Annotated in this window: 24 protein-coding genes; 9 read left to right on the forward strand and 15 right to left on the reverse strand. The window is 58.7% G+C overall.

The genetic code is table 11. The features are described 5' to 3' along the window. Positions 1-51 precede the first annotated feature (51 nt). The 6 genes from SVU69_00900 to SVU69_00925 form a co-directional block, all read right to left on the reverse strand. Positions 52-525 (reverse strand): hypothetical protein, encoded by a 474-nt coding sequence (locus SVU69_00900; GenBank protein MDY6941553.1) that lies wholly within the window; start codon positions 523-525, stop codon positions 52-54. 52 nt (positions 526-577) lie between these two features. After that, positions 578-1,381 carry a hypothetical protein gene (locus SVU69_00905; GenBank protein ID MDY6941554.1) on the reverse strand — a complete coding sequence of 268 codons (804 nt, stop codon included), beginning with the start codon at positions 1,379-1,381 and terminating at the stop codon, positions 578-580. Between the two features lie 210 nt (positions 1,382-1,591). Continuing rightward, a complete protein-coding gene (locus tag SVU69_00910) occupies positions 1,592-3,040 on the reverse strand; it encodes a bifunctional 2-methylcitrate dehydratase/aconitate hydratase (protein ID MDY6941555.1) in 1,449 nt (482 codons plus the stop codon). An 83-nt stretch (positions 3,041-3,123) separates the two neighbouring features. Further along, complete coding sequence (prpC, locus tag SVU69_00915) at positions 3,124-4,254, reverse strand: 2-methylcitrate synthase (GenBank protein MDY6941556.1); 1,131 nt, start codon at positions 4,252-4,254, stop codon at positions 3,124-3,126. Between the two features lie 107 nt (positions 4,255-4,361). Next, a complete protein-coding gene (prpB, locus tag SVU69_00920) occupies positions 4,362-5,240 on the reverse strand; it encodes a methylisocitrate lyase (GenBank protein MDY6941557.1) in 879 nt (292 codons plus the stop codon). Positions 5,241-5,382: 142 nt separating this feature from the next. Then, positions 5,383-6,165 carry a hypothetical protein gene (locus SVU69_00925; protein ID MDY6941558.1) on the reverse strand — a complete coding sequence of 261 codons (783 nt, stop codon included), beginning with the start codon at positions 6,163-6,165 and terminating at the stop codon, positions 5,383-5,385. A gap of 153 nt (positions 6,166-6,318) precedes the next feature. Between SVU69_00925 and SVU69_00930 the strand changes: the two genes are divergently transcribed. Both SVU69_00930 and SVU69_00935 read left to right on the forward strand, forming a co-directional pair. Further along, a complete protein-coding gene (locus tag SVU69_00930; GenBank protein MDY6941559.1) occupies positions 6,319-7,497 on the forward strand; it encodes a flagellar hook-length control protein FliK in 1,179 nt (392 codons plus the stop codon). Next, positions 7,494-7,781, forward strand: a complete 288-nt coding sequence (locus SVU69_00935; protein MDY6941560.1) for an EscU/YscU/HrcU family type III secretion system export apparatus switch protein — start codon at positions 7,494-7,496, stop codon at positions 7,779-7,781. The genes SVU69_00930 and SVU69_00935 overlap by 4 nt, the downstream gene beginning before the upstream one ends. Positions 7,782-7,814: 33 nt before the next feature. Here SVU69_00935 and SVU69_00940 read toward each other — a convergent pair whose 3' ends face one another. Next, entirely contained in the window at positions 7,815-8,741 is a 927-nt protein-coding gene (locus SVU69_00940; protein ID MDY6941561.1) for a histone deacetylase family protein, read from the reverse strand. Positions 8,742-8,844: 103 nt separating this feature from the next. On the opposite strand from SVU69_00940, the gene SVU69_00945 reads away from it, so the two are divergent. Continuing rightward, the gene (locus SVU69_00945; GenBank protein MDY6941562.1) at positions 8,845-9,411 is read left to right on the forward strand and encodes a GNAT family N-acetyltransferase; all 567 of its coding nucleotides are present in this window, start codon (positions 8,845-8,847) and stop codon (positions 9,409-9,411) included. A gap of 48 nt (positions 9,412-9,459) precedes the next feature. On the opposite strand, the gene SVU69_00950 is transcribed toward SVU69_00945, so the two are convergent. Together SVU69_00950 and pepF are read right to left on the reverse strand one after the other, a co-directional pair. Next, complete coding sequence (locus SVU69_00950; GenBank protein ID MDY6941563.1) at positions 9,460-10,674, reverse strand: DsbA family protein; 1,215 nt, start codon at positions 10,672-10,674, stop codon at positions 9,460-9,462. A 67-nt stretch (positions 10,675-10,741) separates the two neighbouring features. Continuing rightward, positions 10,742-12,625 carry an oligoendopeptidase F gene (gene pepF, locus SVU69_00955; GenBank protein MDY6941564.1) on the reverse strand — a complete coding sequence of 628 codons (1,884 nt, stop codon included), beginning with the start codon at positions 12,623-12,625 and terminating at the stop codon, positions 10,742-10,744. A gap of 226 nt (positions 12,626-12,851) precedes the next feature. Here pepF and dsbG point away from each other — a divergent pair, with 226 nt between their 5' ends. The 6 genes from dsbG (at position 12,852) to SVU69_00985 (ending at position 19,142) form a co-directional block, all read left to right on the forward strand. Beyond that, the gene (gene dsbG, locus SVU69_00960; protein MDY6941565.1) at positions 12,852-13,646 is read left to right on the forward strand and encodes a thiol:disulfide interchange protein DsbG; all 795 of its coding nucleotides are present in this window, start codon (positions 12,852-12,854) and stop codon (positions 13,644-13,646) included. Positions 13,647-13,679: 33 nt separating this feature from the next. After that, positions 13,680-14,744 carry an esterase-like activity of phytase family protein gene (locus tag SVU69_00965; protein MDY6941566.1) on the forward strand — a complete coding sequence of 355 codons (1,065 nt, stop codon included), beginning with the start codon at positions 13,680-13,682 and terminating at the stop codon, positions 14,742-14,744. 2 nt (positions 14,745-14,746) lie between these two features. Continuing rightward, positions 14,747-16,333, forward strand: a complete 1,587-nt coding sequence (locus SVU69_00970) for a mucoidy inhibitor MuiA family protein (GenBank protein ID MDY6941567.1) — start codon at positions 14,747-14,749, stop codon at positions 16,331-16,333. A 66-nt stretch (positions 16,334-16,399) separates the two neighbouring features. After that, positions 16,400-17,959, forward strand: a complete 1,560-nt coding sequence (locus SVU69_00975; protein MDY6941568.1) for an FMN-binding glutamate synthase family protein — start codon at positions 16,400-16,402, stop codon at positions 17,957-17,959. 272 nt (positions 17,960-18,231) lie between these two features. Further along, positions 18,232-18,645, forward strand: a complete 414-nt coding sequence (locus tag SVU69_00980; protein ID MDY6941569.1) for a phage holin family protein — start codon at positions 18,232-18,234, stop codon at positions 18,643-18,645. After that, positions 18,642-19,142 carry a C40 family peptidase gene (locus SVU69_00985; GenBank protein MDY6941570.1) on the forward strand — a complete coding sequence of 167 codons (501 nt, stop codon included), beginning with the start codon at positions 18,642-18,644 and terminating at the stop codon, positions 19,140-19,142. Before SVU69_00980 ends, SVU69_00985 begins: the two co-directional genes overlap by 4 nt. A gap of 31 nt (positions 19,143-19,173) precedes the next feature. Here the strand turns inward: SVU69_00985 and SVU69_00990 are convergent, their stop codons facing one another. From SVU69_00990 to SVU69_01015, 6 genes are all read right to left on the reverse strand, one after another. Continuing rightward, a complete protein-coding gene (locus SVU69_00990) occupies positions 19,174-19,785 on the reverse strand; it encodes a class I SAM-dependent methyltransferase (GenBank protein ID MDY6941571.1) in 612 nt (203 codons plus the stop codon). A gap of 13 nt (positions 19,786-19,798) precedes the next feature. Beyond that, positions 19,799-20,185 carry a hypothetical protein gene (locus SVU69_00995; protein MDY6941572.1) on the reverse strand — a complete coding sequence of 129 codons (387 nt, stop codon included), beginning with the start codon at positions 20,183-20,185 and terminating at the stop codon, positions 19,799-19,801. A gap of 164 nt (positions 20,186-20,349) precedes the next feature. Next, a complete protein-coding gene (ggt, locus tag SVU69_01000) occupies positions 20,350-21,906 on the reverse strand; it encodes a gamma-glutamyltransferase (GenBank protein ID MDY6941573.1) in 1,557 nt (518 codons plus the stop codon). Positions 21,907-21,977: 71 nt separating this feature from the next. Continuing rightward, entirely contained in the window at positions 21,978-22,778 is an 801-nt protein-coding gene (locus SVU69_01005) for an MBL fold metallo-hydrolase (GenBank protein ID MDY6941574.1), read from the reverse strand. Continuing rightward, positions 22,771-23,601: a glycosyltransferase family 2 protein gene (locus tag SVU69_01010; GenBank protein ID MDY6941575.1), complete on the reverse strand. Its 831-nt coding sequence runs from the start codon at positions 23,599-23,601 to the stop codon at positions 22,771-22,773. Before SVU69_01010 ends, SVU69_01005 begins: the two co-directional genes overlap by 8 nt. Before the next feature lie 84 nt (positions 23,602-23,685). Further along, a partial coding sequence (locus SVU69_01015) for an OsmC family protein (protein MDY6941576.1) occupies positions 23,686-23,946 on the reverse strand: 261 nt, incomplete at its 5' end.

Consider the following 23,946-nt stretch of genomic DNA (forward strand, 5'->3'; position numbering starts at 1 on the left):
GCCAATGTTGAGCGACACTGCCCAGACAAGTCAATCCAATGTCACTCCGTTCTAATTCGGTACGCCTTGCCGACGGGCTTGAAGATATAACTGCACACGACACAAATGGGAGGCGAGCTCGGAATCAACGCACTGCTCGAGATGAACAAGGGCGTCTGCAAGGCTGGTATTCTCAAATCGCCAATGAATCACAAATAGCGCACTGGCGATCACGGTCATGTCATCCAATGCGTTACCCCGGGCGATACTCGTCTGCCCGGTGATCTCGCTCAATTGCCTTGATAGATCGTACGACCCGAACGACGGGAACCGTCGTTCGACCACGTCACGAATATTTTGATACGGGAGTGCCGGCGGGGCAGGGAAAATACTCTGATCGGGTCGTGTTACCAGTCCGCGAGGCATTTGGGTCAGCGCGGAAAACAGCAAAGCCAGCCGCTTCTCATCCTCTTCCGACGACCCGGACCCGCGACGGACCAAAGCCAGGAATTCAGTCACGACCTCCTTGAGTTGGTACACGTTCACGGAAACGCCAAGACCATGCTCCCCACCTCAACGATGCCGCGGACCAGCCAGATTAAGGAGCCCGCACCAAAGACACAGGCAATCGTGAACGTCGCTGTTGATATATTTTCTCAAACGGATACCAATGAGCGATGTAGGCTGGAGAATTATGCGCTGAGGCGATGTAGCGATTCAGACTGGGAATGGTCAAACCCAACTCGCGAAGTTTGACGTCGGGCACTCGATCATCAAACCACGCGATGACCGCATTAGGGCCAGGCGATGCCGTCGGACTCAGTACGCCGAACAGGAACGGAACCACATCCCGTTGATTGACATAATGGACATAGCGCGGCCCCGGCGGAAACCACTTTGCTACAGAGCCGAAAGTCTCCACCTTGATGAGCGCCATGCGGGCATCCACGTCGGAGATCCTGCGTGACTGCCTGAGCAGCTGCAAACGAATTCGCCGCAGCGCCTCCACCACCACGAGAGGACCTGCACTGCCACTGCGAATGTAGGTTTCCTCGCCTCGCCCGACCCGATCGAGCACCAACCGCACCAGGGTATCAACTGCCCGGCTGGTCTCAGCGAATGGGCTAATTTCTGAGAACGAGTCGGTGCGGCCCTGGTTGCCGAAGAACACGGTCACGATGTCAATTCCCGTTCGCGCGTGGAGCGGCCGAAGTGAATTGTTTACTCCCGTTGTCCCAGCCTGCCTTTGGTCAGGTAGCGCGGCATTGACATAGAACATCAGCGCCGAGGAGGGCGTTCCGGCGCTACCCAGGCGCGGAACCAATTCCAAACGAACGCTGGCGGGGTCATAGAAACACCCGTCCCCACCCAACAACAGCCCGTCGTAATCACTGGCCGTCAAACTAGGCGCAATACCCGCCGGACCTTTACAGCTGGCGCCGTGGAGGACTGTTGCGACCATCGCCAAAGCAATGGGGACCACGCACCGCAAAACTGTCTTAAAGGAAAAACCCATAAGGAGCTAGCACCTAATCCGATCACAAGAAGCTTACGCCACTAACCACGTTCCCGTCGGTTCGTTGGGAACGTGGCTTCTAATTTACAGACAACATCATACGATGAGCAGATCCATAAACTCATTGACTGGCGTCTCTTCCAACGCTTTTTGTTTGGAACACACCGCCTCGAGTGCGGAACATTGCTTCGGTGACAGGCGAGTGGCGATGTTGTGACGAAACTTTTCCTCCAAAAGCGGAATTCCGTCTTTACGTCGCCGACGATGGCCGATGGGGTATTCCACAACCACCTTTTCCGACTGACTACCATCCTTGAAGAAGATCTGCACCGCATTGCCGATGGAGCGCTTTTCCGGATCGAGATAATCCTTACTGAAACGCTTGTTTTCTACCACTTCCATTTTGTCCCGCAAAGCGTCGATTCGAGGATCCCTAGCGACGTGATCCTCATAATCGTCAGCGGTCAGGCGACCAAAGGCCAATGGCACTGCAACCATGTATTGAATACAGTGGTCTCGGTCCGCCGGATTGTCCAACGGCCCGGTTTTATCGATGATTCGAACCCCCGCTTCCTGAGTTTCGATCACGATTCTATCGATATCATCGAGTCGGTCTTTCACCTCGGGGTACAAAGTCAACGCTGCCTCGACGGCAGTTTGAGCGTGAAATTCGGCCGGAAAAGAAATTTTAAACAGCACATTCTCCATCACATAGGTGCCGAAGGACTGTTTGTATCTCAGTTTCTTGCCGCCGAAAAGAACGTCTTGAAAACCCCATGTCGGAACCGACAAAGCCGACGGATAACCCATTTCGCCCCGGGCGGCAATCAGCGCCAGACGCACGCCTCTGGAAGTCGCATCGCCGGCCGCCCAACTCTTGCGTGACCCGGTATTCGGGGCATGGCGATAGGTTCGTAGTGCGGAACCGTCAATCCACGCATGGGAAACTGCGTTGATTACCTCTTCTCGCGTGCAACCCAGCATTTCCGCGGCTACCGCAGTGGTGGCGATCCGTACCAGCATCACATGGTCCAAGCCCACGCGGTTGAAACTATTTTCCAGCGCGGTGACGCCCTGAATCTCATGCGCCTTGATCATGCCCTTAAGCACATCGCGCATCAGCAGAGGCTTTTTGCCCACAGCCAATCTTTGCCGACTCACATAGTCGGCCAGGGCCAAAATTCCACCCATGTTGTCGGAGGGGTGCCCCCATTCCGCTGCCAGCCAGGTGTCGTTGAAATCCAGCCACCTAATCATGCAACCGATATTGAACGCTGCCTGAACCGGATCCAGCTCATAGGACGTTCCGGGAACACGGGCGCCACCCGACATCGTCGCACCCGGCACCACTGGCCCCATCATCTTGGTGCAGGCCGGATAAGAAAGGGCCAAAAGCCCGCAACCCACTGTATCCATCAAGCAGTAACGCGCTGTTTTCATCGCCTCGCGACTGCTTTCGACTTTGTAATTGAGAACATAATCGGCAATTTCCACCAAGGCCTTGTCGGGCTTGGGACGCTTAGCGGAACGAATGTCGTGAGCCATTGATTTTCCTTTATCAAATCGGGTGTCGGTACGGCGGCCGACATTGATATTCTATTGTGGAACCCACTGAGTGCGGGTCTGGGTCAGCCCCTCTGGTCGATCGGCGCATAAGGCCGCAAGTCCGGCCCCGTATACTCCGCGCTAGGGCGAATAATTCGATTATTGGCGCGCTGTTCCATCACGTGAGCGGCCCATCCGGTCAGTCGCGACATCACAAAAATGGGTGTAAACAACTTGGTGGGAATTCCCATGAAGTGATAAGCGGAGGCATGGTAGAAATCGGCATTGGGAAACAGCGATTTAGTATCCCACATGACGTTTTCTACGCGCTCAGACACAGGATAAAGCGTGGTATCACCACACTCTTCCGCCAGCTTGGCGGACCACGCCTTAATCACCTCGTTTCGGGGATCGGAGGTGCGGTAAATGGCATGGCCAAACCCCATGATTTTGTCTTTGCGGGCCAGCATCTCTTTGATCGCGGCCTCGGCTTCATCGGGATCGGCCCACTGTTGCAACATGTCCATGGCGGCTTCGTTGGCTCCACCATGCAACGGCCCCCGCAGCGAACCAATCGCGCCAGTGATACACGAGTGCATATCGGACAGCGTCGAAGCACAGACCCGGGCGGTAAACGTCGATGCGTTAAACTCGTGTTCCGCATACAGGATCAGGGACACATTCATGACCTGTTGATGCAGATCGCTGGGCTTGCGGTCATGAAGCAAATGGAGAAAATGGCCACCGATGGAATCGTCATCGGTTTGTTCATCGATACGAACACCGTCGTGCGAATACCGGTACCAATACGTGATGATGGAGGGAAAAGCGGCCAGCAATCGATCGGCAACGTCTTCTTGCTCCGAGAAATCGTTCTCTTGCTCCAGGTTACCTAACATCGAACAACCGGTGCGCATCACGTCCATAGGATGGGCCGATGCGGGAATCCGCTCCAACACGTCTTTGAGCGCTTGGGGTAAACCTCGATTCTCTTTCAGTTTGGCCTGATAGTGCGATAACTGGGATTGGGTCGGCAGTTCCCCGCCATGAAGCAACATATAGGCAACTTCTTCGAACCGGGCGTTTCGGGCAAGATCCCGAACATCGTAGCCACAATAGGTCAGCCCTGCTCCTTCCTTACCCACGGTACAAAGTCGGGTCTCTCCAGCGACTTGGCCGCGTAGGCCAGCGCCACCTAGTTTTTTATCTACCATAGGATTATGGACTCCTCCTTGGTCTTGAATTTGTTGACACCACTGCCAAGCGGTGATGAACCGAAGGCCCAATCACCTCGCCGCTTGGCGTCGCGTTCTTAATTGCTTTACTTGGAAAAAAGTTCGTCGAGCTTTTGCTCGTACTCGTGATAACCGAGCACTTCATATAACTCGGCACGGGTCTGCATCAACTCGATCAAATCCTGCTGCGTACCCTGCTGGCGAATCCCTTCATAGACCCGGAGGGCAGCCGCGCTCATGGCACGAAATGCCGATAATGGGTAAAGCACCAGACGAATGCCGACAGCACCAAGTTGCTCGACGGTGTACAAAGGTGTTTTACCGAACTCGGTGATATTGGCCAGCACCGGCACCGGCACGGCCTGCGTAAACGCCTCGTACTCATCCAGCGTGTGGAGTGCTTCGGCGAAGATCATATCCGCACCCGCCTCGACGTAGGCCGCTGCACGCTCCACCGCCGCACTGGCCCCTTCACTGGCGTGGGCATCAGTTCGCGCCATGATCACGAAGTTATCGTCGGTGCGGCCATCCACGGCCGCCTTGATCCGATCGACCATTTCACCCAACGCCACCAACTCCTTGCCGGGCCGATGGCCACAGCGTTTGGCGGCGACCTGATCTTCGAGATGCATGCCGCCAGCACCGGCCCGAATCAATTCCCGGGTGGTGCGAGCGATCATGAATGCATGCCCCCAACCGGTATCCGCGTCCACGAGCAAGGGCTGCTGCGTGACCGAGGTGATTCGTCGGACGTCTTCACATACTTCGGATAAAGTGGTCATTCCCAAATCGGGCAGACCAAAAGAAGCGTTGGCGACACCAGCGCCTGAGAGGTATATCGCTTGAAAGCCGGCTCGCTCCGCCAGCAGTGCGGAAAAAGCATTGATTGTGCCGACCACTTGTAGCGGACGTTCGGTGTCTACCGCCCGCCTCAATCGTGCGCCCGCGCTATCCTGTGCGGCCATGCCACCTCCTTGTGATCGGCCATTGACATTAGGTCAATCGAGCGATCCATTCTAGATCATCGAGATAAGCCAAAACAATTCAATAGTCCACCAACCCGCCGAGCGCCGACATGATCTCGGTTTAGCGACGGCCGCGGAAGACTCACTCGGTCCAGTTGATCTCGCGCGCAGTGCGGGGGCCGATCAAGACGGCGTCGAGGCTGGGGGGGATATCAGCGCGATCCGCATTGACCACAATACGGCCGCCCATAATTTCCGCGAATCGTTGGGGCAACAACGGCTCCCTGTCCGGCTGGGCGTACCCATGGGGGAACAAGGGCATATTGGTTTCCGGATCATACTTATCCGTCGCACCGAGTGCATGTAACAACTCGTGGACCATAATCACTTGATTCGACGGCGCCAAGCGTCGGCTGGCAAACGCATTGACCACGCCAATCCGGCCTTTGGCAAGACCGAACGAATGCGCAAGGACTTTCCCTTCATCCGCCTGATGGTAAAGCACAAACAATCGAACGTTCGGAGTAGGACCATCATAGGGATCTTCCCGCCACGACCAAAATCGCAAACGCAGACTCCACAGCGCAACCCGGAACACGGATCGACTCTCCGGAGGGGGCGGCGGCAACTGGCCAATCTCGGGCGCCAAATCAACGATCACAGGAGTATCCAAAGGCAGCTCGTAGGCACGGGCTTCTTCTTCGAAAAAGCGAACAACCGGGTCGAATGCAGCCTTCTCCAAGCCGCTAATATAGCTGCCAACGCCATCGCTACCCTCAGCGTTGATAGGATAAATCACCACCCACAGCGAACGATCCCAATCGCGAACGCGCCAGCTATCCACCGCGGTCGTGGCCGCAACGAAAAAGAGGATAAGCAGTAGGAAGAAAATTCGAATTCTACGATTCGGGTCCACTGACGCCATGCGAATCACTCAGTCCCTGGCACGATTGTGATATCTAGACCTCTTTATGTCGGCTGCATTGTGAACCGCTTTAAACGCCGCTTCTCAAGCAAAATCATGCGTGGCCGATAAAACCGCCATGGCAGACTCCAACAAAAACACCGGTGCGGCCGCATGATTACCCCAACCAAAGCAGCGCCGGCCACACTCAGCACGGCAAACCTGGTTGCGGTCACCGGCGCCCGATCACAGTCATTGGGCTGGAACATCGGTGATGTCGTCACAGCCCGCGTGTTGGCCCAAACCGCCGAGGGCCTGCTCAAGCTGCAAATCGACGGCCAGCAAATCAAAGCACATACCCAACTGCAGTTGGATGCCGGCCGTTCGGTCTTGCTCCAAGTGTTGCAAGCAAAAGATGCGCCGATCTTGCGCTTACTCACATCATCCAACGACGCGCTGGCGCAGCACACGCTGAGACAACAACTATCTCGGCAAACCGATCTTCCATCTGTTTTTAGACAGTTATCCCAAGCCAACGTATCGGGCAAACTGCCGGGATCGGTCGCGAATGCTTCCAGCCGGTTGATCGCAGCCCTACCCACACCGCAGCAGTTAACGGATGCTGGACGCCTAAAACAAGCCTTGATGGACTCCGGCCTGTTCCTGGAATCCAAATTGGCGCATCAAGGCGCATCGCTAAAGCCCGGCGAGTTTAACCAAGACCTGAAGAATATGCTGTTGCGCCTGTCACGACTGCTCGGAACCCGGCCCGGCAGCGGATCGGCAGTGACCGCGCCCGGGCAGTGGGTGGTCCAAACCGATAAGCCACCGCCATTACCCGGACATCAGCCCCAACCCCAACCCCCCGCTGTGCCCAATGCGCCAGCACCGGCAGATGAGGCGACCGCACTAAAGACGGTAGCCGATGCCGGCATAGCCCGAGTGGAAATGGCTCAACTCACCAGCGCGATAGAACAGAGCCAAGGGCGAACCGCTTGGTTTTTTGAACTTCCCGTCCGCCATGGCGAGAACACCGACCTCTGGCAAATCCGTATTGAACAAGAACATCAGCGCCGGACCCCATCGCAATTGACGCCCTGGACCGTCCAACTGGCGGTTCACTTAGAGGCGCTCGGGGACGTCCACGCCCGAATAAGCCTGTATGGGAAAACCGTGTCCACCATTCTGTGGGCCGAACGAGACACCACCCAAGCGACCATCAACGCCAGCATACCCCGTTTAAAAACCGCACTCGAGGCCCGAGGCATAGCGGTTAATGCGCTGGTTTGCCGAGGTGGCCAGCCTCCACCGAATGGCGCTGCCAGCGTCGATCTTCTGGACACCCGCGCGTGAGCACATCAAAAGAACCACGCCAGCCGAATCAAGCTGTCGCCGTGGACTGGGACGGCAAAGGCGCTCCTCGGGTGGTCGCCAGTGGCGCAGGTGAGGTGGCTGAAAGAATTCTCGAAACCGCGAAGCAACACGATGTGCCGATCGTTGAAAACAAGGATCTGGTCACTTTACTCGCACAAGTCGATCTGGGACAGGAAATCCCCACCGAACTCTATCTCGCAGTGGCAGAGGTGTTGGCCTTCACCTACTCGCTTACCGGCAGAAAGCCGCCGGAAACGACATAAAAAACCACTATGAACTTTGGCACATCATCTGATCTACGCGAGATCCGCCAACACTTTGATATGGGCGGATGCACTGCCCGCCAGCGCGGATAGATTGTAGCCACCCTCCAGACACGAAACGATGCGCCCGGCCGCATGACGTTTAGCCAACGCCACCAATTCGTAGGTAATCCACTCATAATCGCGTTCTGTGAGATTCAGATCCGCCATCGGATCATCCTGATGGGCATCGAACCCGGCGGATACCAGCAGCAATTCGGGTTCGAAACGGTTTAGCGCAGGCAACCAGCAATCGGCCACCACTTCACGAAATTCCATCCCGCGCGTACCGGCTGGAAGTGGCACGCTGACCACTCGTGGATTACTTTGAGCAATGGGTGTGTTGGGATAAAAGGGATGCTGGAAACTCGAGCAGAACAACACCCGATCTTCTCGACGAAAAATATCTTCGGTGCCGTTGCCGTGATGGACGTCGAAATCCACAACCGCCACGCGGGAAAGACCGTGCTCGGCCAGAGCATGGGCGGCGGCACAGGCGATATTGTTAAAGAAACAAAACCCCATGGCCACCACATTCTCTGCATGGTGACCGGGTGGCCGCACGTTACAAAACGCGTTGGCCACTTCTCCGCGCATCACCAAATCCACACCCAACACCGCCGCGCCGGCGGCGCGCCGAGCGGCGGCGAGCGTGTAGGGGTTCATGACCGTATCCGGGTCGATGGCGACCGTGCCTTCAAGAGGAGCCAAGCGCTCCACCTCATCGATGTAGCTCGCTGGGTGAACCCGTTCTAACTGTTGGCGAGTCACCTCCGGTGCTTCATAGTGACGCAGCAGATCGTAAACCCGGTCGGCTACGAGCCGATCCTCAATGGCCGTCAGACGCGCCGGCCGTTCAGGATGATGGGGCCCCATGTCGTGTTGACGACAGACAGCGTGAGAAATCAATGCAGTGACCATCGTCTTGATCCAAAATCCCGGGTAAAAACGATTATCGTGTTCACTTGATGTTAGCGCCGTACCGATGCGCGGAATAGTCTTCGACCACAGCGAGGTTGCGATTATGACTGACACCACCCGGTACTACCCGGAGCATCTAACGCAACAATTTCACCTCAAAGACGGCCAACTGGCCACTCTGCGCCCCATTCATCCGGAAGACGCGGAAATCGAACAAGACTTTGTTCGCCATCTCTCGGCCCAAGCACGGCACTACCGTTTCATGTCTTACCTCAACGAATTGCCGCCCTCGATGCTCGAACGGTTCACCCACGTCGACTTTACCCGCGACATGGGGTTGATCATCACCGTCGGCACGCCGCCCGACGAAACGGAAATCGCCATGGCCCAATATTCACTTCGGGACGACCGCACATCATGCGAGTTCGCCGTTGCCGTGGGAGATGACTATCAGGGGCAAGGCCTGGGCAGAAGGCTAATGGAAACCATGATTCGAGCAGCCCGGGAACACGGCTTAAGGCACATGTTCGGTTTGACCCTGCATGACAACGAGTCGATGAAACAACTCGCCCGCGAACTCGGCTTTCGTATTCGCATTCACCTTGATGAACCACGGCTGGTGGAAATGCTCCTGGACCTGCACCCGAGCAACGAGGGCGAGTTTCGTTAACGCACTTCGAAATACCGATGGATTGGTATCGATCGCGTCCCAACGCAGTCATAAGATCTCGTCGGCCTTGGGCGCCCAGCCATCCAGCGCCCGCGCCACCATCCCCAGCCGGTCTTGCCCCCAGAATGCGTAACGCCCATTGACCACAAAGGTTGGCACACCACAGGCACCGAGGGTAATCGCCCGCTCCAAATTGGAGATCAGCGCCTCCCGGGCCGCCTGTTCACCACTGCGCTTTAAAACCCCTCGCGCATCGAAGCCGGCATCCCGGATCAACTCGGCAAGCACGTTAGGGTTTGCGATGTCCCGGTTATCAACCCACGCGGCCCGATAAATCACTGACGTGGTAGCCGGTTCCGCGTATGCGACGCGCAAGGCCGCATCTGTCTCCATGGGAAAATGGGTACTGAACTGAAACGGCGTACCGCGCAAATCAGCCCACGCTTGTAAATCACGGGCGGTGTATTCACGCAGTGGGCGGGTCATCTGCCGCATGGGCACGCCGGGGGTTCCCAGAGCCGCCAGCAGCAGCGTCAACGAAACCGGCCGGCAAATCAATCGTGCGCGGTGGGCGGCGGCCAATTGCGGCAGGGTACTCCATGCCAGATAAGCGTAGGGGCTGACGAAATCGTGGAAGAACTCCAGCTGCCCCCCTCCCTTGGGAGTCGGCTCGACCACCGGCGGATGCCCACCCAGTGCACGCTCGACGAAATGTAGCCGGTCCACCCCCCACCACATCTCGTCGCCCACCCGGAAGCTCGGCACGTCAAAAACCCCCTTGCCGAGCGCAATTTCGGTAGCATCCTGCAGCGCCCTCAGGGACTCGGCGCGATCGAGATGTTGCACGTTGACGCCACAATCTTCGGCGATACGCACCAATATGGATCGGGAACCGATGTCTTCGCCATCAACCCAACGAGCCTGGAACAAGGCCCGTATCAACCTCGGTTGATACTCGCTGGACGCCGCCATGATCAGCCGCATGGCATCCACCGCGTGCTTGGTTTCTTTGGTGGGCTCCACCAGGCGCTGCCCCAACAGTTCCGCCTGGCGCAACAAGTCCAACTCCCGCATACGATGCCGAGGTGCGCTTTCCCGCGCGGCGGGCGGCTCTGGACTCCCGTACAAGGCACGGTACATCGTTTCCGCGTGAACCGGCTTGTAGATGAGATTGGCCCCGGTCCGCTCCGCCAATGCTTCCACCTGGGTAGAGGCCAAGTAGGCGTTGGGTGATGCGATATCGAGGTAGAATTCCAAGTCCATGACCAGCCGCCCCTTTTCTGTGTTATTGCCCGGCTCCGCCGTGCATCATTGACTGGTTTGCCGACATTCAGAGTATTGACTCAATCTCGTCCATGATTCGGTTCATGCGGGCAAACAACGCCCGGTAGGGGGCGGGAGACGCCATATCCACACCCGCCCGACGCAACAACTCGTAGGGATAATCCGATCCTCCGGCCCGCAACAAATCCAGGTATTTCTCCCGAGCGGCCGGTCCGTTGGCCCGGACATCTTCGGCCAGCAGCGCGGCCGCCGCGATAGATGTGGCGTATTGGTAAACATAGAAGTTGTAGTAAAAATGGGGAATGTAGGCCCATTCGATGCCATAGGCTTCGTCAATGGTCACAACTCCCTGGTCATGGCCGTGATAACGCCGGAGTAAATCCAGGTAAATTTGGGTAAAGTCCGCGCCGGTCAAAGACTCGCCACCGTCCACCCGATCGTGGACCACCTTTTCGAATTCCGCGAACATGGCTTGGCGGAAAAACGTACCCCGCAGGTTTTCCAGCGCAGAACCCAGGTAGAACAAGCGTTCCCGGTCGTCTTTGGCTTGGGTCAACATGTGATCTAGGAGCAGATCTTCGTTGAAGGTGGACGCCACCTCCGCCAAAAAGGTCGCGTATTGGGCGTTCAGAAAGTTTTGATGCTGATTGGCCAAATAAGAGTGCAGCGCATGACCCCATTCGTGGGCCAACGTGGACACCGACTCATAATCGTCATGGTAGTTCATCAGCACGAAAGGATGAACATCGAAGGCGGCCCCCATCATATAAGCACCCGATTTCTTGCCGGGACGGGGGTAAACATCCATCCAACGCTGATCAAAACCGCGACGCATGGCATTGACATACTCATCGCCCAACACCGCCACCGAACTCAAAACCAAGGTTTTGGCCTGATCGATGGGGTAGGCCCCGGTGCCCTGGACCAGGGGCGGATAGATATCGTAGTAGGCCATCTGGTCCACACCCAGCAATCGTGCCCGCAGCCGGAAATAGCGATGGAGGGTATCCAAATGGGCATTGGTCTCGGCCACCATGGTCTCGTAGACGACGGGCGGGATATGGTCATGGTTGAGGCTGGCCGCCAATGACCCCTCGAAACTGCGTGCCCGGGCGATGAATCGATCACTTTGAAGTTGGGAATACAACGCGACCCCCAGGGTGCGCTCGTAGCGGTCCCAGGTTCCCCAGAAAGCATCAAAGACCTGCCGGCGGTCTTCCCGGTTTTCAGCTTGTCTGGCCTTGGTATAGCCCGCCTGATCGAGGACCAACTCGCGACCATCGGACAGCGTCACGGTCGGCCAGGGCATATCGGCGTTGGCCAGAATCGTATAGAAGCTTTGGGGTGCTTCTCGAACCAGGGCCGCCATGGCCAATAGCTGCTCGCCTTCCGTCGACAAGGTATGTGGCGCGCGGCGCAAAATATCGTCGAGGAAATGCGCGTAGGCCTTCAAACGCGGCGCCTGCTCTGTCAGCGCTTCCACCTGGCTGGCGCCCAGAGACTGAATCTCGGGCTGAATATAACTCACCGTCTCCGAGGCACGTGCGAACAACACATCGGCGCGCTGTTTCAGCGCCAGGTTCTCGGCATCCGTGGCGTCCTCATCGGACAACAACTGGGCATAGGCATAAAGCCGATAAACGGCTTTCATCAAATCCGAAAAAGCCTCCAAACACCCGGCAAGCGTCTCACCACTTTCACCCAGGCGTCCCTGGCAGGATGCCGCCTGTTCACTCAATGCGTCGGTTCGAGCGTAACTGACTTCCCACGCTGCCTCGTCGGGAAAGATCCCGCTCAGATCCCAGCGGTGGGGGTCTTCCAGAACCACCGCGCCCGTTTCCACCTTCGTTTCTGGCGGCGCTTCCTCCCCGCAACCGCTCACGATCAGGGCGGCGCCGAGGCAAAGAAGTAGGCTGAATTGTCGGGGCATATTCGTCTCCATCGGCCCAGAGTGTGTTGAAAATCGCGTTCGCTTGGCCAAGTCAGGCCCTTTGCGTTTGCGGGCAGAACCGTGAGACGGTCTTGGATTAGGCGCAATGGGTCTCGCCACGTCGCGGTCTTACGATAAAGGCGCCGACCCGTTCAATCCGGTTCACAACTTCCGCGTCTGTATAATAAGCGCGCCGGACCGAAACGGGCCAATTCAGGAATACCCAATGACCATCATCCGCCGAACCCTAACAACCATCATGCTGCTTGCCGGCTTCAACGCCCACGCCGCCGAACTGCCACCGCCGGTTCAGATGCTGGTGGAACAAGGCCTCGAAATTGTGGCGTCTTTCGACGCGCCGAGCGGGCTCACCGGCTACGCCGCGCGGGTCAACGGCAGGGCGATCGTCTTTTATGTCACGGCCGACAACGCGTACCTTTTGGTCGGCGACATGGTCGACGCCGAAGGAAACAACCTCACCCGAGAACACATCGAAACCTATCTGCCGGGCCCGGACTTAAATGCCCTGTGGAATGAGTTGGACAAGGGAAGTACTTGGGTTGCCGAAGGCGCGGAAAGGCCAAAACAGGTCGTCTACACCTTCACCGACCCCAACTGCCCGTACTGCCATCTACTCTGGCTGGCTTCCTCTCATTACCACGAGGCCGGGCTGCAAGTTCGCCACCTGATTGTCGCCACCTTGAGCGAGAGCAGTCCCGGCAAAGCGGCGGCCATTTTCGAAGCCGACAACCCCTCACAAGCCTTCGACAATCACCAACAACGCTTCGAGCAAGGCGGCCTGGAATCGCAAACCGAGATCGCGCTGGACACCCAGGCGAAACTGCAACAAAATCGGCAGTTGATGCTGCAGCTGGGGGTCTCGGGCACACCGGCCATCCTCTATAAAGATTCCGACGGCAAGGTTCAGTTGCAAGGCGGCATGCCACCATTGTCTGAGCTAGCGGAGATCTTCGGTTTGCCCGAGCAGTCGATCACCGATCCGCGACTCGTTCGACCATAACGGATATCAGCCAGCCCGCGCGAACGAACGCCAGTGACCACACCGGGGCCAGCAAATCGGGAGATCGAACGACGGAACCGGCCATACCGCGCTTGGACGGCCGCCGTTTGCGCCGCGCTGAGTTTACTCGTCATCACCGCCTTTAGCTGGCCGATTGTCCTGCCGGGCCCGGAGCGGCCGGAGCCCGTATCGCTTCACCCATCCACGGATTCCGAAGGCGCGGCCACACTGCTCGGCGCCTTGTGGCTACCCCGCACGACACCCGATGGATCACCGTTCCGGGGACTGTCCGGCCTGGCGTGGTCCGGTGATGACCAACTGCTCTATGCGATCTCAGATTTCGGTTGGCTTTATCATCTTCGACCCGAGTTCCGAGATGGCCGCCTGGTCAACCTGGAATTCGTCTCGGCGATGAAACTGACCGATCGCCAGGCACGCCCCTTGAGCGGACAGTGGGCCGATGCGGAAGGGCTGATCGCTCTGGAGAAATCGGCCCACGGACAGCACGAAACACGCTTAGTTGTATCCTTCGAACGGCATCCGCGTATACAAGAGTTCGACACGCAGGGACTGTTCAAGAAAGACCATCCACTGCCACCCCCCTACAACACAGCCAGCCGTTACAGCGAACGTAATTACGCCTTGGAAGCCGTTGCTTTCCTGCCCCAACACGGTTTGCTCAGCGCGCCGGAGAGGCCATTGCGAGGCGCCCCCGCGCATGCGACGGAGATCTTCTTTTTAAACGGCCAACGCTTTGACTACCCCTTGTCGCCGGACAAGAACTGCGGTTTGGTCGCCGCGGAGCCGCAAACGGAAAACCAGCTATTCATCATGGAACGTTGTTATGCCGGAGGAAGGATGGTGATCGCCCTTCGTCAGGTAGAATTCCTGACCGAGAACAGCGCAACGCTCGAGCCCCGGACCCTCGCCCGTTGGGATACCCTTGACGGCTGGTTGCTCGACAATTTCGAGGGACTCACGCGCGTTGGCGAGAACACCTACCTCGCGATCAGCGACGACAACGGTCAAGATCGGCAACGCACCTTGCTGGTATATTTCCGAGTCAATAACCCAGTTGCGCACCGGGAGACGCCCTGATCATGAGAAAAGCCGCGATCGGAATCATCCTGTTCTTTAGCATCGGCTCGCTGCCGGCCGCCGAGATCCCCCTGGATAGTGAAATCGACCGGGTCACCATTTCACCCGGCGGCGTGGCCACCGTGGAGCGCAAAGCCGAATTGCGGATACCGGCGGGAAAACACGTACTGCGGCTCGATGATCTGCCGGGGAACGCCGACGCAGCCTCACTCCAGGTTCAATTGGGTGATACGCAAGTGAGGTTGGGCACCGTCGACGCCGCCCGGGTCACGATGACGGAACTGACCGCCGAGCGAGAACGGGCGCTGGAACAGCAGCTCTTTGAGCTCAAGAATGAACAACAAGCCTTGAGCGATCGACAGTCGGCTTTGAACACCCGGCTCAATTTCATTGAAAACCTCGCCGCCTTGCCGTCTAAAGCCGGACCCGCCCTGCTCGAGCAAGCCGGCGATCCCACCGGTTGGGCCGCCATGTGGGAAGCCATCGGCCAAGGGGCCGAACAGACCCGATCGGCCATGCGCGCGGCGGCCTTGGGACTCGCCGATGTCGAGCGACAGATCAAAAAAGTCCAAACCGATTTGGCGCAAATCCGCACCGGTCAGCGGGCGTTACTCCGGGCGCAGATTCAGGTCAGCGCTGCCGCGGACACCCAAACCGACATCCGGGTAAGCTACCGGGTGCGTGGTGTAAGTTGGCAGCCGCGTTACGAGGCCCGGCTCGACACCGATGCCCGCACAGTCAATCTCAGCCAAATGGCGGAGGTCCGCCAGAAAACCGGCGAGGATTGGAGCGACGTGATCCTCACCCTCTCATCCACGCAACCGCAGTACAGTCATCCGCCCGAGCTACCGGATATCTGGTGGCTGGATTATCAAGTCGAGCGTCCGCCGATGCCGGTAGCCAAAACCGCCGCACTGGAACGGCTGGCACCTGAGCAAGACATGGCCACCCAGGTCATCGATACCGGTTTCGGCGTCAACTACCAAGCACCCACTCGCGTCAGCGTCGCCGCCAACAATCAACCTCAACGACTCGAATTACAAAATCACCAGTGGCCCGTCGCGCTGCGCGTGCGCATCATTCCCACGATCGCCGCCGAGCCGTGGATCGTGGCCGAAAGCCAATCCGTGTTGGAAACAGAACTGCCGGCGGGGCCCATTCACAAGTACCGCGATGGAGCCTTTGTCGGCCAGAGCCACTTGGCACTATGGGCCCCGGGGGAAACCCGCGGCCTGTATTTCGGCGTCGACCCGCGGGTGGAGGTGACCCGCCGGCGTCTGCAGGACCTCAGCGGCCAACGCGGCGTGTTCAACAAGCAAAAACGGGTCGAACATCATTACGAAACGAAGGTCGTCAACCGTCACGCCGAACCGATCGACATCACCGTGGTCGATCGAAGGCCAGTCCCTCGAAACGAGGAAATCTCGGTGTCGCTATGGGATCAGGGCACCCCACCCAGCCGCAAAGACGTGGATAATCGCCCCGGCGTTTACGCATGGGACTGGAAGGCCCAAGCGGGTCAGGAGCGGATTGTCAATTTTGGATACACCGTGACCTATCCGGTCGACCGTGCGGTGCCCGGCTTTTAGCCGCCGGCGGTTAAGATCGTTTGAAACGCCGATGGCGTCAGTCAAAAAGGCCAGTTCAGAGACCTCATGGACATCGTGTTTACCGTTATCTCCCTGGGCTTACTGGCACTGGCTGGCGTCGCCCTATTCGACCTGTTCCAGCGACGCCACAGCTTGTTGCGTATCTATCCCATCGTCGGCCGTCTGCGATATCTACTCGAATCGGTCGGCCCGGAGCTGCGTCAGTACATCGTCACCAATAACAACGAAGAACGGCCCTTCAGCCGGGATCAACGGCGCTGGATCTATGCCTCGGCCAAACAACAAAACGACTATTTCGGTTTCGGTACCGACAACGCCCTCGATCAGGCGGAGAACCACATCCTCCTGCGCCACAGCGCCTTTCCGCTGGAGCAACCGGTGGCCGGCCACCCGCTGGAGGTCGCAGGCTATCCTTTGCCCTGCGCCAAACCACTCGGGGCCGCGCGTGGACGACGCCGGGCGTTTCGCCCGGCGTCGTTGATCAACATCTCCGGCATGAGTTACGGCGCCCTGGGCGGACCCGCCGTCGCCGCCCTGAATCAGGGCGCTCGCTTGGCCGGTTGCCTTCAAAACACCGGCGAAGGCGGTATCAGTCAATACCACCAGCAAGGAGGCGATTTAATCCTCCAGATCGGTACCGGTTATTTCGGCTGCCGAGATGACCAGGGGCGGTTCCACCTGGGCCGGCTGCGCGAATGCCTGGCGGCCAATCCTCAGGTCAAGGCCCTTGAAATCAAGCTCAGCCAGGGCGCGAAACCGGGTTTGGGCGGTATGCTACCCGGCGCCAAAGTGACCGCCGAAATTGCCCAGGCCCGCGGCGTCCCCGCAGGCCAGAATTGCGTCAGCCCGGCGACTCACAGTGCGTTTTCCAATGTCGACAGCATGCTGGATTTCGTGGAACGTCTGGGCGACGAAACCGGCCTGCCGGTGGGCATTAAATCTGCCGTGGGCGAGCGGGATTTCTGGGCGGACTTGGCCCGTCAGATGGACCGTACCGAACGTGGCGTGGATTTCATCACCATCGACGGCGGCGAAGGCGGAACCGGCGCAGCCCCACTGGCCTTCAGCGACCATGTGGCTTTGACATTCAAAATCGGGTTTGCCCAAGTCTATCGGGTTTTCCTGGATCGTGGACTGGCCGATCGCATCGTATTCATCGGCTCGGGTCGTCTGGGCTTACCCGAAGAAGCGATGCTGGCATTGATCATGGGTTGCGATATGGTGCACCTTGCCCGCGAAACGATGTTGTCCATCGGCTGTATTCAAGCGCAAAAATGTCATACCGGCCAATGTCCGACCGGGATCACCACCCACCATCCCTGGCGCACACGGGGCATTGACCCCGAACTCAAAGGAGTTCGGGCGGCCAACTACATCATCCATCTGCGCAAGGAACTCATCCGCCTAAGCCGGGCCTGTGGTCAGGTTCACCCAGCATTGGTGGCCACCGACCGATGTCAAATGTTGGACGCGGGCCACGTCCTTCGCAGCCTGGAGCACACCTTCGGCTACGAAAAGCCGGCTTTCGCTCTGTCAGAGGACGATCGGGCCGACATCACCGAGCTCATGGAGCGACTGGAACCCCCAGCAGCGGCGCGCCAATAATCGGCGCGCTGAAGCCATCCGACACGCCCACAGCTTGGGCAACTCGCAAAAACACTCGAGATCACCCTCCAACTCCCGGTGAGCGTATGGAGGTTGCCGCGCACTTCCGTTGATGTGAGCGGCATGACCGAAACGAACAACATCAGACGAATGGGAGGGACAGAAGCCGCCCGCTTGTCACATACTGACCGTAACGGCCATCGACTGGCCGCAGCACCGGCTCGCAACGGGCCGATGGACACCCCGTACTTTCAGCCGAGGAGGAGGACGTGATGTTTTTCAAACGCCATCAGGGTCCAGTCCACTACCCGATCCTGCGACCGAAGCGTTTTTTGCGCGGCTACATCGACGATTTGTCGGCCCGCGCACGCCAAGTGGGACAAGAACTCGCGAGGGAAGCCAAACAAGCCGGAATCTACCTTTCTTTGATTCTGGCGTTGGGTATCGTCCTTGGGAGTCTGTCCGTCATTGCCTTTTGCCTGTTGAATACCGCGCTGCTTTTGTACCTTGTTCACTTGGGATTGCGATGGGAATTGGCCTTGTTGATCGTGGGCGGGATCTACCTACTCGCGGCCGCAGCGGCCGGGATTGGCATGGCCGTGATATCCCGTCGTGTGGATTTTTCCGAAACGCGGGAGCGCCTCAACCAAAGCCTTCCGCCATCGACGGGCGATCCGGTCCCGTGACACGCGTGATAACCATTGGCGCCCGCCCTCATCTGGCCGCGCTGATTTTCATCACCGGCGCTTTGCTGTTGGCCGGTTGCGCCACACCGCAGCGCCTAGAAGAACCCCGCACTCGCCCCCACGGCGTTCACGCGGTCTTGGTGGCGGAGGCGCTGGTGGGAACACCTTATCGGTACGGCGGCTCGCGGCCGGAGGAAGGATTCGATTGCAGTGGCTTAGTACACTACAGCTACGGTCGGACAGGTGTAAGCGTCCCGCGCACAGTCCGCGACTTGCGGGACCACACCCAACCGGTACGACCACGCGAACTGGCGGCGGGCGATTTGGTGTTTTTTCGAATCGGCCGCAAACGCAACGCGCATGTCGGCCTGTACACCGGCGACGGGGCATTCATCCACGCACCCTCAAGCGGTAGCCGGGTTCGCAAAGATCAGCTGGACGACCCCTACTGGAAGAAACGCTACGAGCGCGCCGGCCGCATTCCTGATCAGAACTGACGCGCGTGCGCCGGCGCGAATCGTCTAACCGCTAACGGGACTTGACCGCACTGATGGTTCGAACGACATCCAAAAACACGTTATTGACCTCAGTGACCTCGAACCCCGCGGCCTTCACGTTCGCGACCGTGTCGCGGTTCATGTCAGGGCCCACGCGGCGCGATAGCGGCGTCATGACATCCATCATCACGTTGAACGGAAAATACTTGCTGCCGGTGTGCTCGAACATGTGTAGCTCGCCACCCGGCTTGAGTACCCGTTTCAGGGAGCGCAGACCCTCCACCGGACGCGGAACCGAGCAAAACGTGCACGAAGTGAACACCTGATCGAAGGTTTCATCCTCAAAACTCATCTCGTGCACGTCCATCTCCAGCGCTTCCATCGTGCCGGGATAGGCAGCCACCCGCTCGGCCGCATGGGTCAACATTTTTGGGCTGATATCGATCCCCACGATATCCTTCCCCGGCGGGAAGAATGCAATGTCCAAGCCGGTTCCGACCGCCAGAAACAGAATCTTGCCGCCGCCCATTTTGGAATACAGCTGCCGTTTGTAATAACCCCAGCGCTTGTCCGCGCCGATACCGCACATAAAATCGAACGTCGCCGATGCGCGGTCCCATTTGTTTCGCGTCGCAGTATCCATGCCAGCACTCCTCTCAAGCCGGTTCGACCGGCCCGCTGATGCGTTGGTTCAAAAGATAAATCCCCGTAAACACGACCACTCCGATCAGTCCGCCGAAGGTGGCGCCCGCACCCACCGTCCAGGGACCCATGGCCGCGGCCATGGCGACGAACATACCCGCGAGCATGCCCGTCCACATGGTTTGAACCATCACCTCAATCAAACCGAAAAAACGAAAGAACACCAGGCTGCCGGCAAAAAACGCCACCGCCATCCCGATGGGCATGCCAATGAGCATCGCCACAAACATGTTCCACTGAACACCCACGAGTAGCGCGCAAACGGCGCCGGCGAGCATGCCCACACCCACATTAGAGATCAGATCGCCAAGCAAAAAATACGTCTGCCGATCGACATTCATATCCCACATCTCCATATCCGCGATTATTCTACGCGCCGATCCATTCACAACCCGCCGAGCGCGGGCGCCGCCAACGCCGATTAGAAAGACAGTCTATGTCTACGCTCCGGCCCACAACAACCGCGCCAGCGAATCTGAGCAAACGCGGCGAGCCGAACCGACCTTCAGTCAACATGCACCACCACGCCGCCCCGGCGCGGATCGCCCGCGCCGTCCAAAAGGCCATCCGCCTGGCGCATCACGCCGTGGACGCCACCGAAGAACAGGTTTCTCGAGGACCACACTTCAGTATCCGGCCACAGCTCGCGAAGCTGACCAGTCAGTGATTCGTCAAACCCGCCCTCGATACTCAACCGTCGCCCTTCCAGGTGGATGCGAGGCCGACTCACCGCTTCGGCAATAGGCAGGCCGAAATCAATCAAATTGACCAATACCTGCAAAATCGCCGTGCGAATCCGGTTGGAACCACCCGAACCCAAGGCCACCGATGTGCCATCGGGAAACACGGCCAGGCTGGGCGCCATCATGGAAGTCATGCGTTGGTTGGCCGGCCAGGCATGAAAGCCGTGGGGATTGAGATCTTCCTCGCCGAGCATATTGTTCAACATCACGCCCGTATCGGGAATCAAACGGCCGCAACCCTCGCCGTTGCTGGCTGTTAAGCTGGCGATATTGCCCTCGGCATCGATCACACTGATATGCGTGGTGCCGCGTGAAGAGCGCGCCCGACCCAAAAGCTCCATCCGATAGCGACGGAGGTAGTCAACATCCAGCAAACGTAAGGCATGGGGATGATTCGCCTGATCCAAAGCCGCCTCGATGCGCGCCTGGTTGGTGAGATCCATGACCCGGGCAAGTTGATGTAAGTGGCTCGGATCATCCGCACTACGCACTGAGAAGTCGAGAGCCTCCATCAGACGCAAGGCGAAAGCGATCAGGATGCCACCGGACGACGGGGGTGGGTTGGTCGCCAGTGACACGCCGCGGTAGTCCAGGCATAAAGGGGACCGGCGGGCCACACGGTAGTTCGACAAATCCTCCCGCACCAAATGGCCGCCGCCGGCCTGACACAGCTCGGCGATGGCGGTGGCAATTTCACCCTCATAGAACCACTCGGCACCCTCCCGGGCCAGCGCTTCCATGAAATCAGCCAACTCCGATTGGCGCAGGATCTCTCCTTCGCGCAACAGCGAACCGGAGCCATCTCGGCCAGCGTAGGTGGCGCGCGTCTCCGCGTGCGCTGTATAGATGGGCGCGACGATGTCGAAAATCATCGCCTGAAAGCGATTCATTTCCACCCCTTCCCGTGCCGAGGCCACCGCCGGTGCCACCAGATCCTGCATGGGCAGCGTGCCCAGATCCTGGTGAACGGCGAACAAGCCTCGCGCCACCCCGGGCGTGGCCACCGAACCCAAGCCCATATGGAAGATCTGACGCGCGGTGCCGAAGTCAGCGGAGATGGGAAAAAAATCCAGGGCGTCCTGCGGCCGGGGCCGTCGCGGCGTTTGGGCGAAGAAGTCGTAGAGTAGTTGCTGGCCGGTGGCCGTGCGGGCGAGTAGAAATCCGCCTCCGCCGAATGAGGCCAGAACCGGCTCGGCCACACAAGCGGCGCAGAACGCCGCCACTGCGGCGTCGAACGCGTTGCCTCCCGCTCGCAATACCTCTTCCGCCGCGTGGGCCGTCACGGGATGGCCGCAAGCAATGATCCCTCGGGTTGTCACAGACGTCTCTGTCAGGTGTTGTGGGAGTCGACCGCCCCCCGTACGGCGGGGCGAAGAATCGGCGTGGAACGTCAGGCGCTGAGTCGGGAGAGTGGAACTGACCGTTCCGCACGCTCGCCATACGCCTCGCCCAGAACAATGCGCTGACATTTGCTAACAACCCGGTAGCCATGGGCCTGTAGCGTGCGCGCATCCCCTGCCGAATGGTAATGATACAACCACATCCGCGCGCGTTGCTCGGCGGTGTATTCCCGCGCCAGATCGGCCATTCCGGTATGGGACGGATTCCCGTGCAAGCCGCAGTCGTGGAAGATGGTCTCGCCTGCGCCGGCGTGGGCGACCAACTGCTCGGGGATCGGACGGGTATCGCCGGTATAGAGGAATTTTCCCGGCAGGCAAAGGCCGAATGCGCTGTTCGGCGCATGATGTCGGGCCTCAAACACATGATAGCAGCGGTGATTCAGCCAGAAGCGCTGACCAACGGGACACAAACGAAAAACGTCCCAGAAGTTCCCATCACCTTCCGCCAGCGTTTCTGGATAGGCCGCGATGCGCTGGTGTAACCAGGCCACCAGAGATACCGGCACGAACAAGCGGATGGGCGCAACCGCGCTTGCGCCAAATCGCGCCTGATAGAAAAGCGCCTCCAATCCGGCGACGTGATCCATGTGCACATGGGTGATGAAGATGGCCTCGGGAAGCGTCCCGTAAGCGGCGAGATAGGCGGCTAACGTGTCGTGACCACAGTCGATCAACAGCTCGGGACGCCCGGCTCGCTCGAGCACGCACGCGGCCGAACCCAATGCCGGATGACTTGGCGCACCCACGCCCAAAAAGTGAACGCAATCGGCAGGCGCGGCAACCTCAGTCACCTTCGTCACGCCAGGACAGGTACCCGGCCGGCCGGCCGGAAATCGCCTCGGTGTAGGCCCGACTCAAGGCCCGTTTGTGAAACAGCATATTGCCCGCGGCTTGACGAAAAGACTCCGTCCAGAAGCCCAAGCCATTGATCTCCAGCTTGTGTAAACAATATGTGTAGGCGATCTCGGCGCGGCGTTGGCGGGTCAGGCGGGCGGAAATACCTTCTCGGGCAATGAAATGGTCATGCAGTGGCTCAGTGAGCACCACGGCCTCGCCCGCACGCTCCAGGGCACGGAGCATGAACAGCGAGTCATCTTGCAGCACCACGTCTTCGTCCCATTGATGCCGGAGCACGCTGTGATGAAACACAAATGACAAGGGGTCGTCGATGCACAGGAACCGCTCCAAGTCCAACACCACGATCGTCGGCTCGAGTGGCAACACGGTGCGAAGACATCGTCCGGAGTCAATCTCGACGATGTTCACGTTGTCCGCCGCCATTCCGTGGTCGCTGGCCAGCGGCACCAGCGAAGCCAAGCGCTCAGGGTGATAACGGTCGTTCGCATCCATCAAGGCCACAAACTCGCCGCGCGCTTGATGCAAGCCCGTGTTGCGGGCGACATTCGGACCAGCATCGGGAAATGGCGAGGCAATGAAACGAATCCGACCGTCGTCGCAACCCCGTCGGGCCAATTCGCGCCGGCATGACCGGTCATCATCGCTCACGATGAGCAACTCCCAGTTCTCATGGGTTTGATTTCGCAGCGAGGCCACTGCGCGCAGCGCAGCGCCCTCGATGGCACGAACGGGAAACACAATGGAAACAAGCGGCATGGCCAAAACACCGTCGTCTGTGAAAACGGCGTTAAGGTAGCGAACGAAAACGACGAGTTGATGACAAAACGCGCGCTGAGCGACTTATCCCATCTCGGTTCGGACCTGAATGTCGGAATGCAATGTTCGATGCACCGGGCAGCGATCGGCGATTTCAATCAGGCGCTGGCGCTGGGTATCGTCCAAGGGACCATCGAGGGAAATCAGGCGATCGATTTGATCCACGCGGGTATCGGGATCCAGGCAATCCTCGCAATGCACTTTGCGGTGACGAAGCCGCACCTTCACCGCCTCCAAGGGCCATTTCCGGCGGTCGGCATACATTCTGAGCGTAATGGAGGTACA

The sequence above is a fragment of the Pseudomonadota bacterium genome (assembly GCA_034189865.1).
In the GTDB taxonomy this organism is placed as follows: domain Bacteria; phylum Pseudomonadota; class Gammaproteobacteria; order UBA5335; family UBA5335; genus JAXHTV01.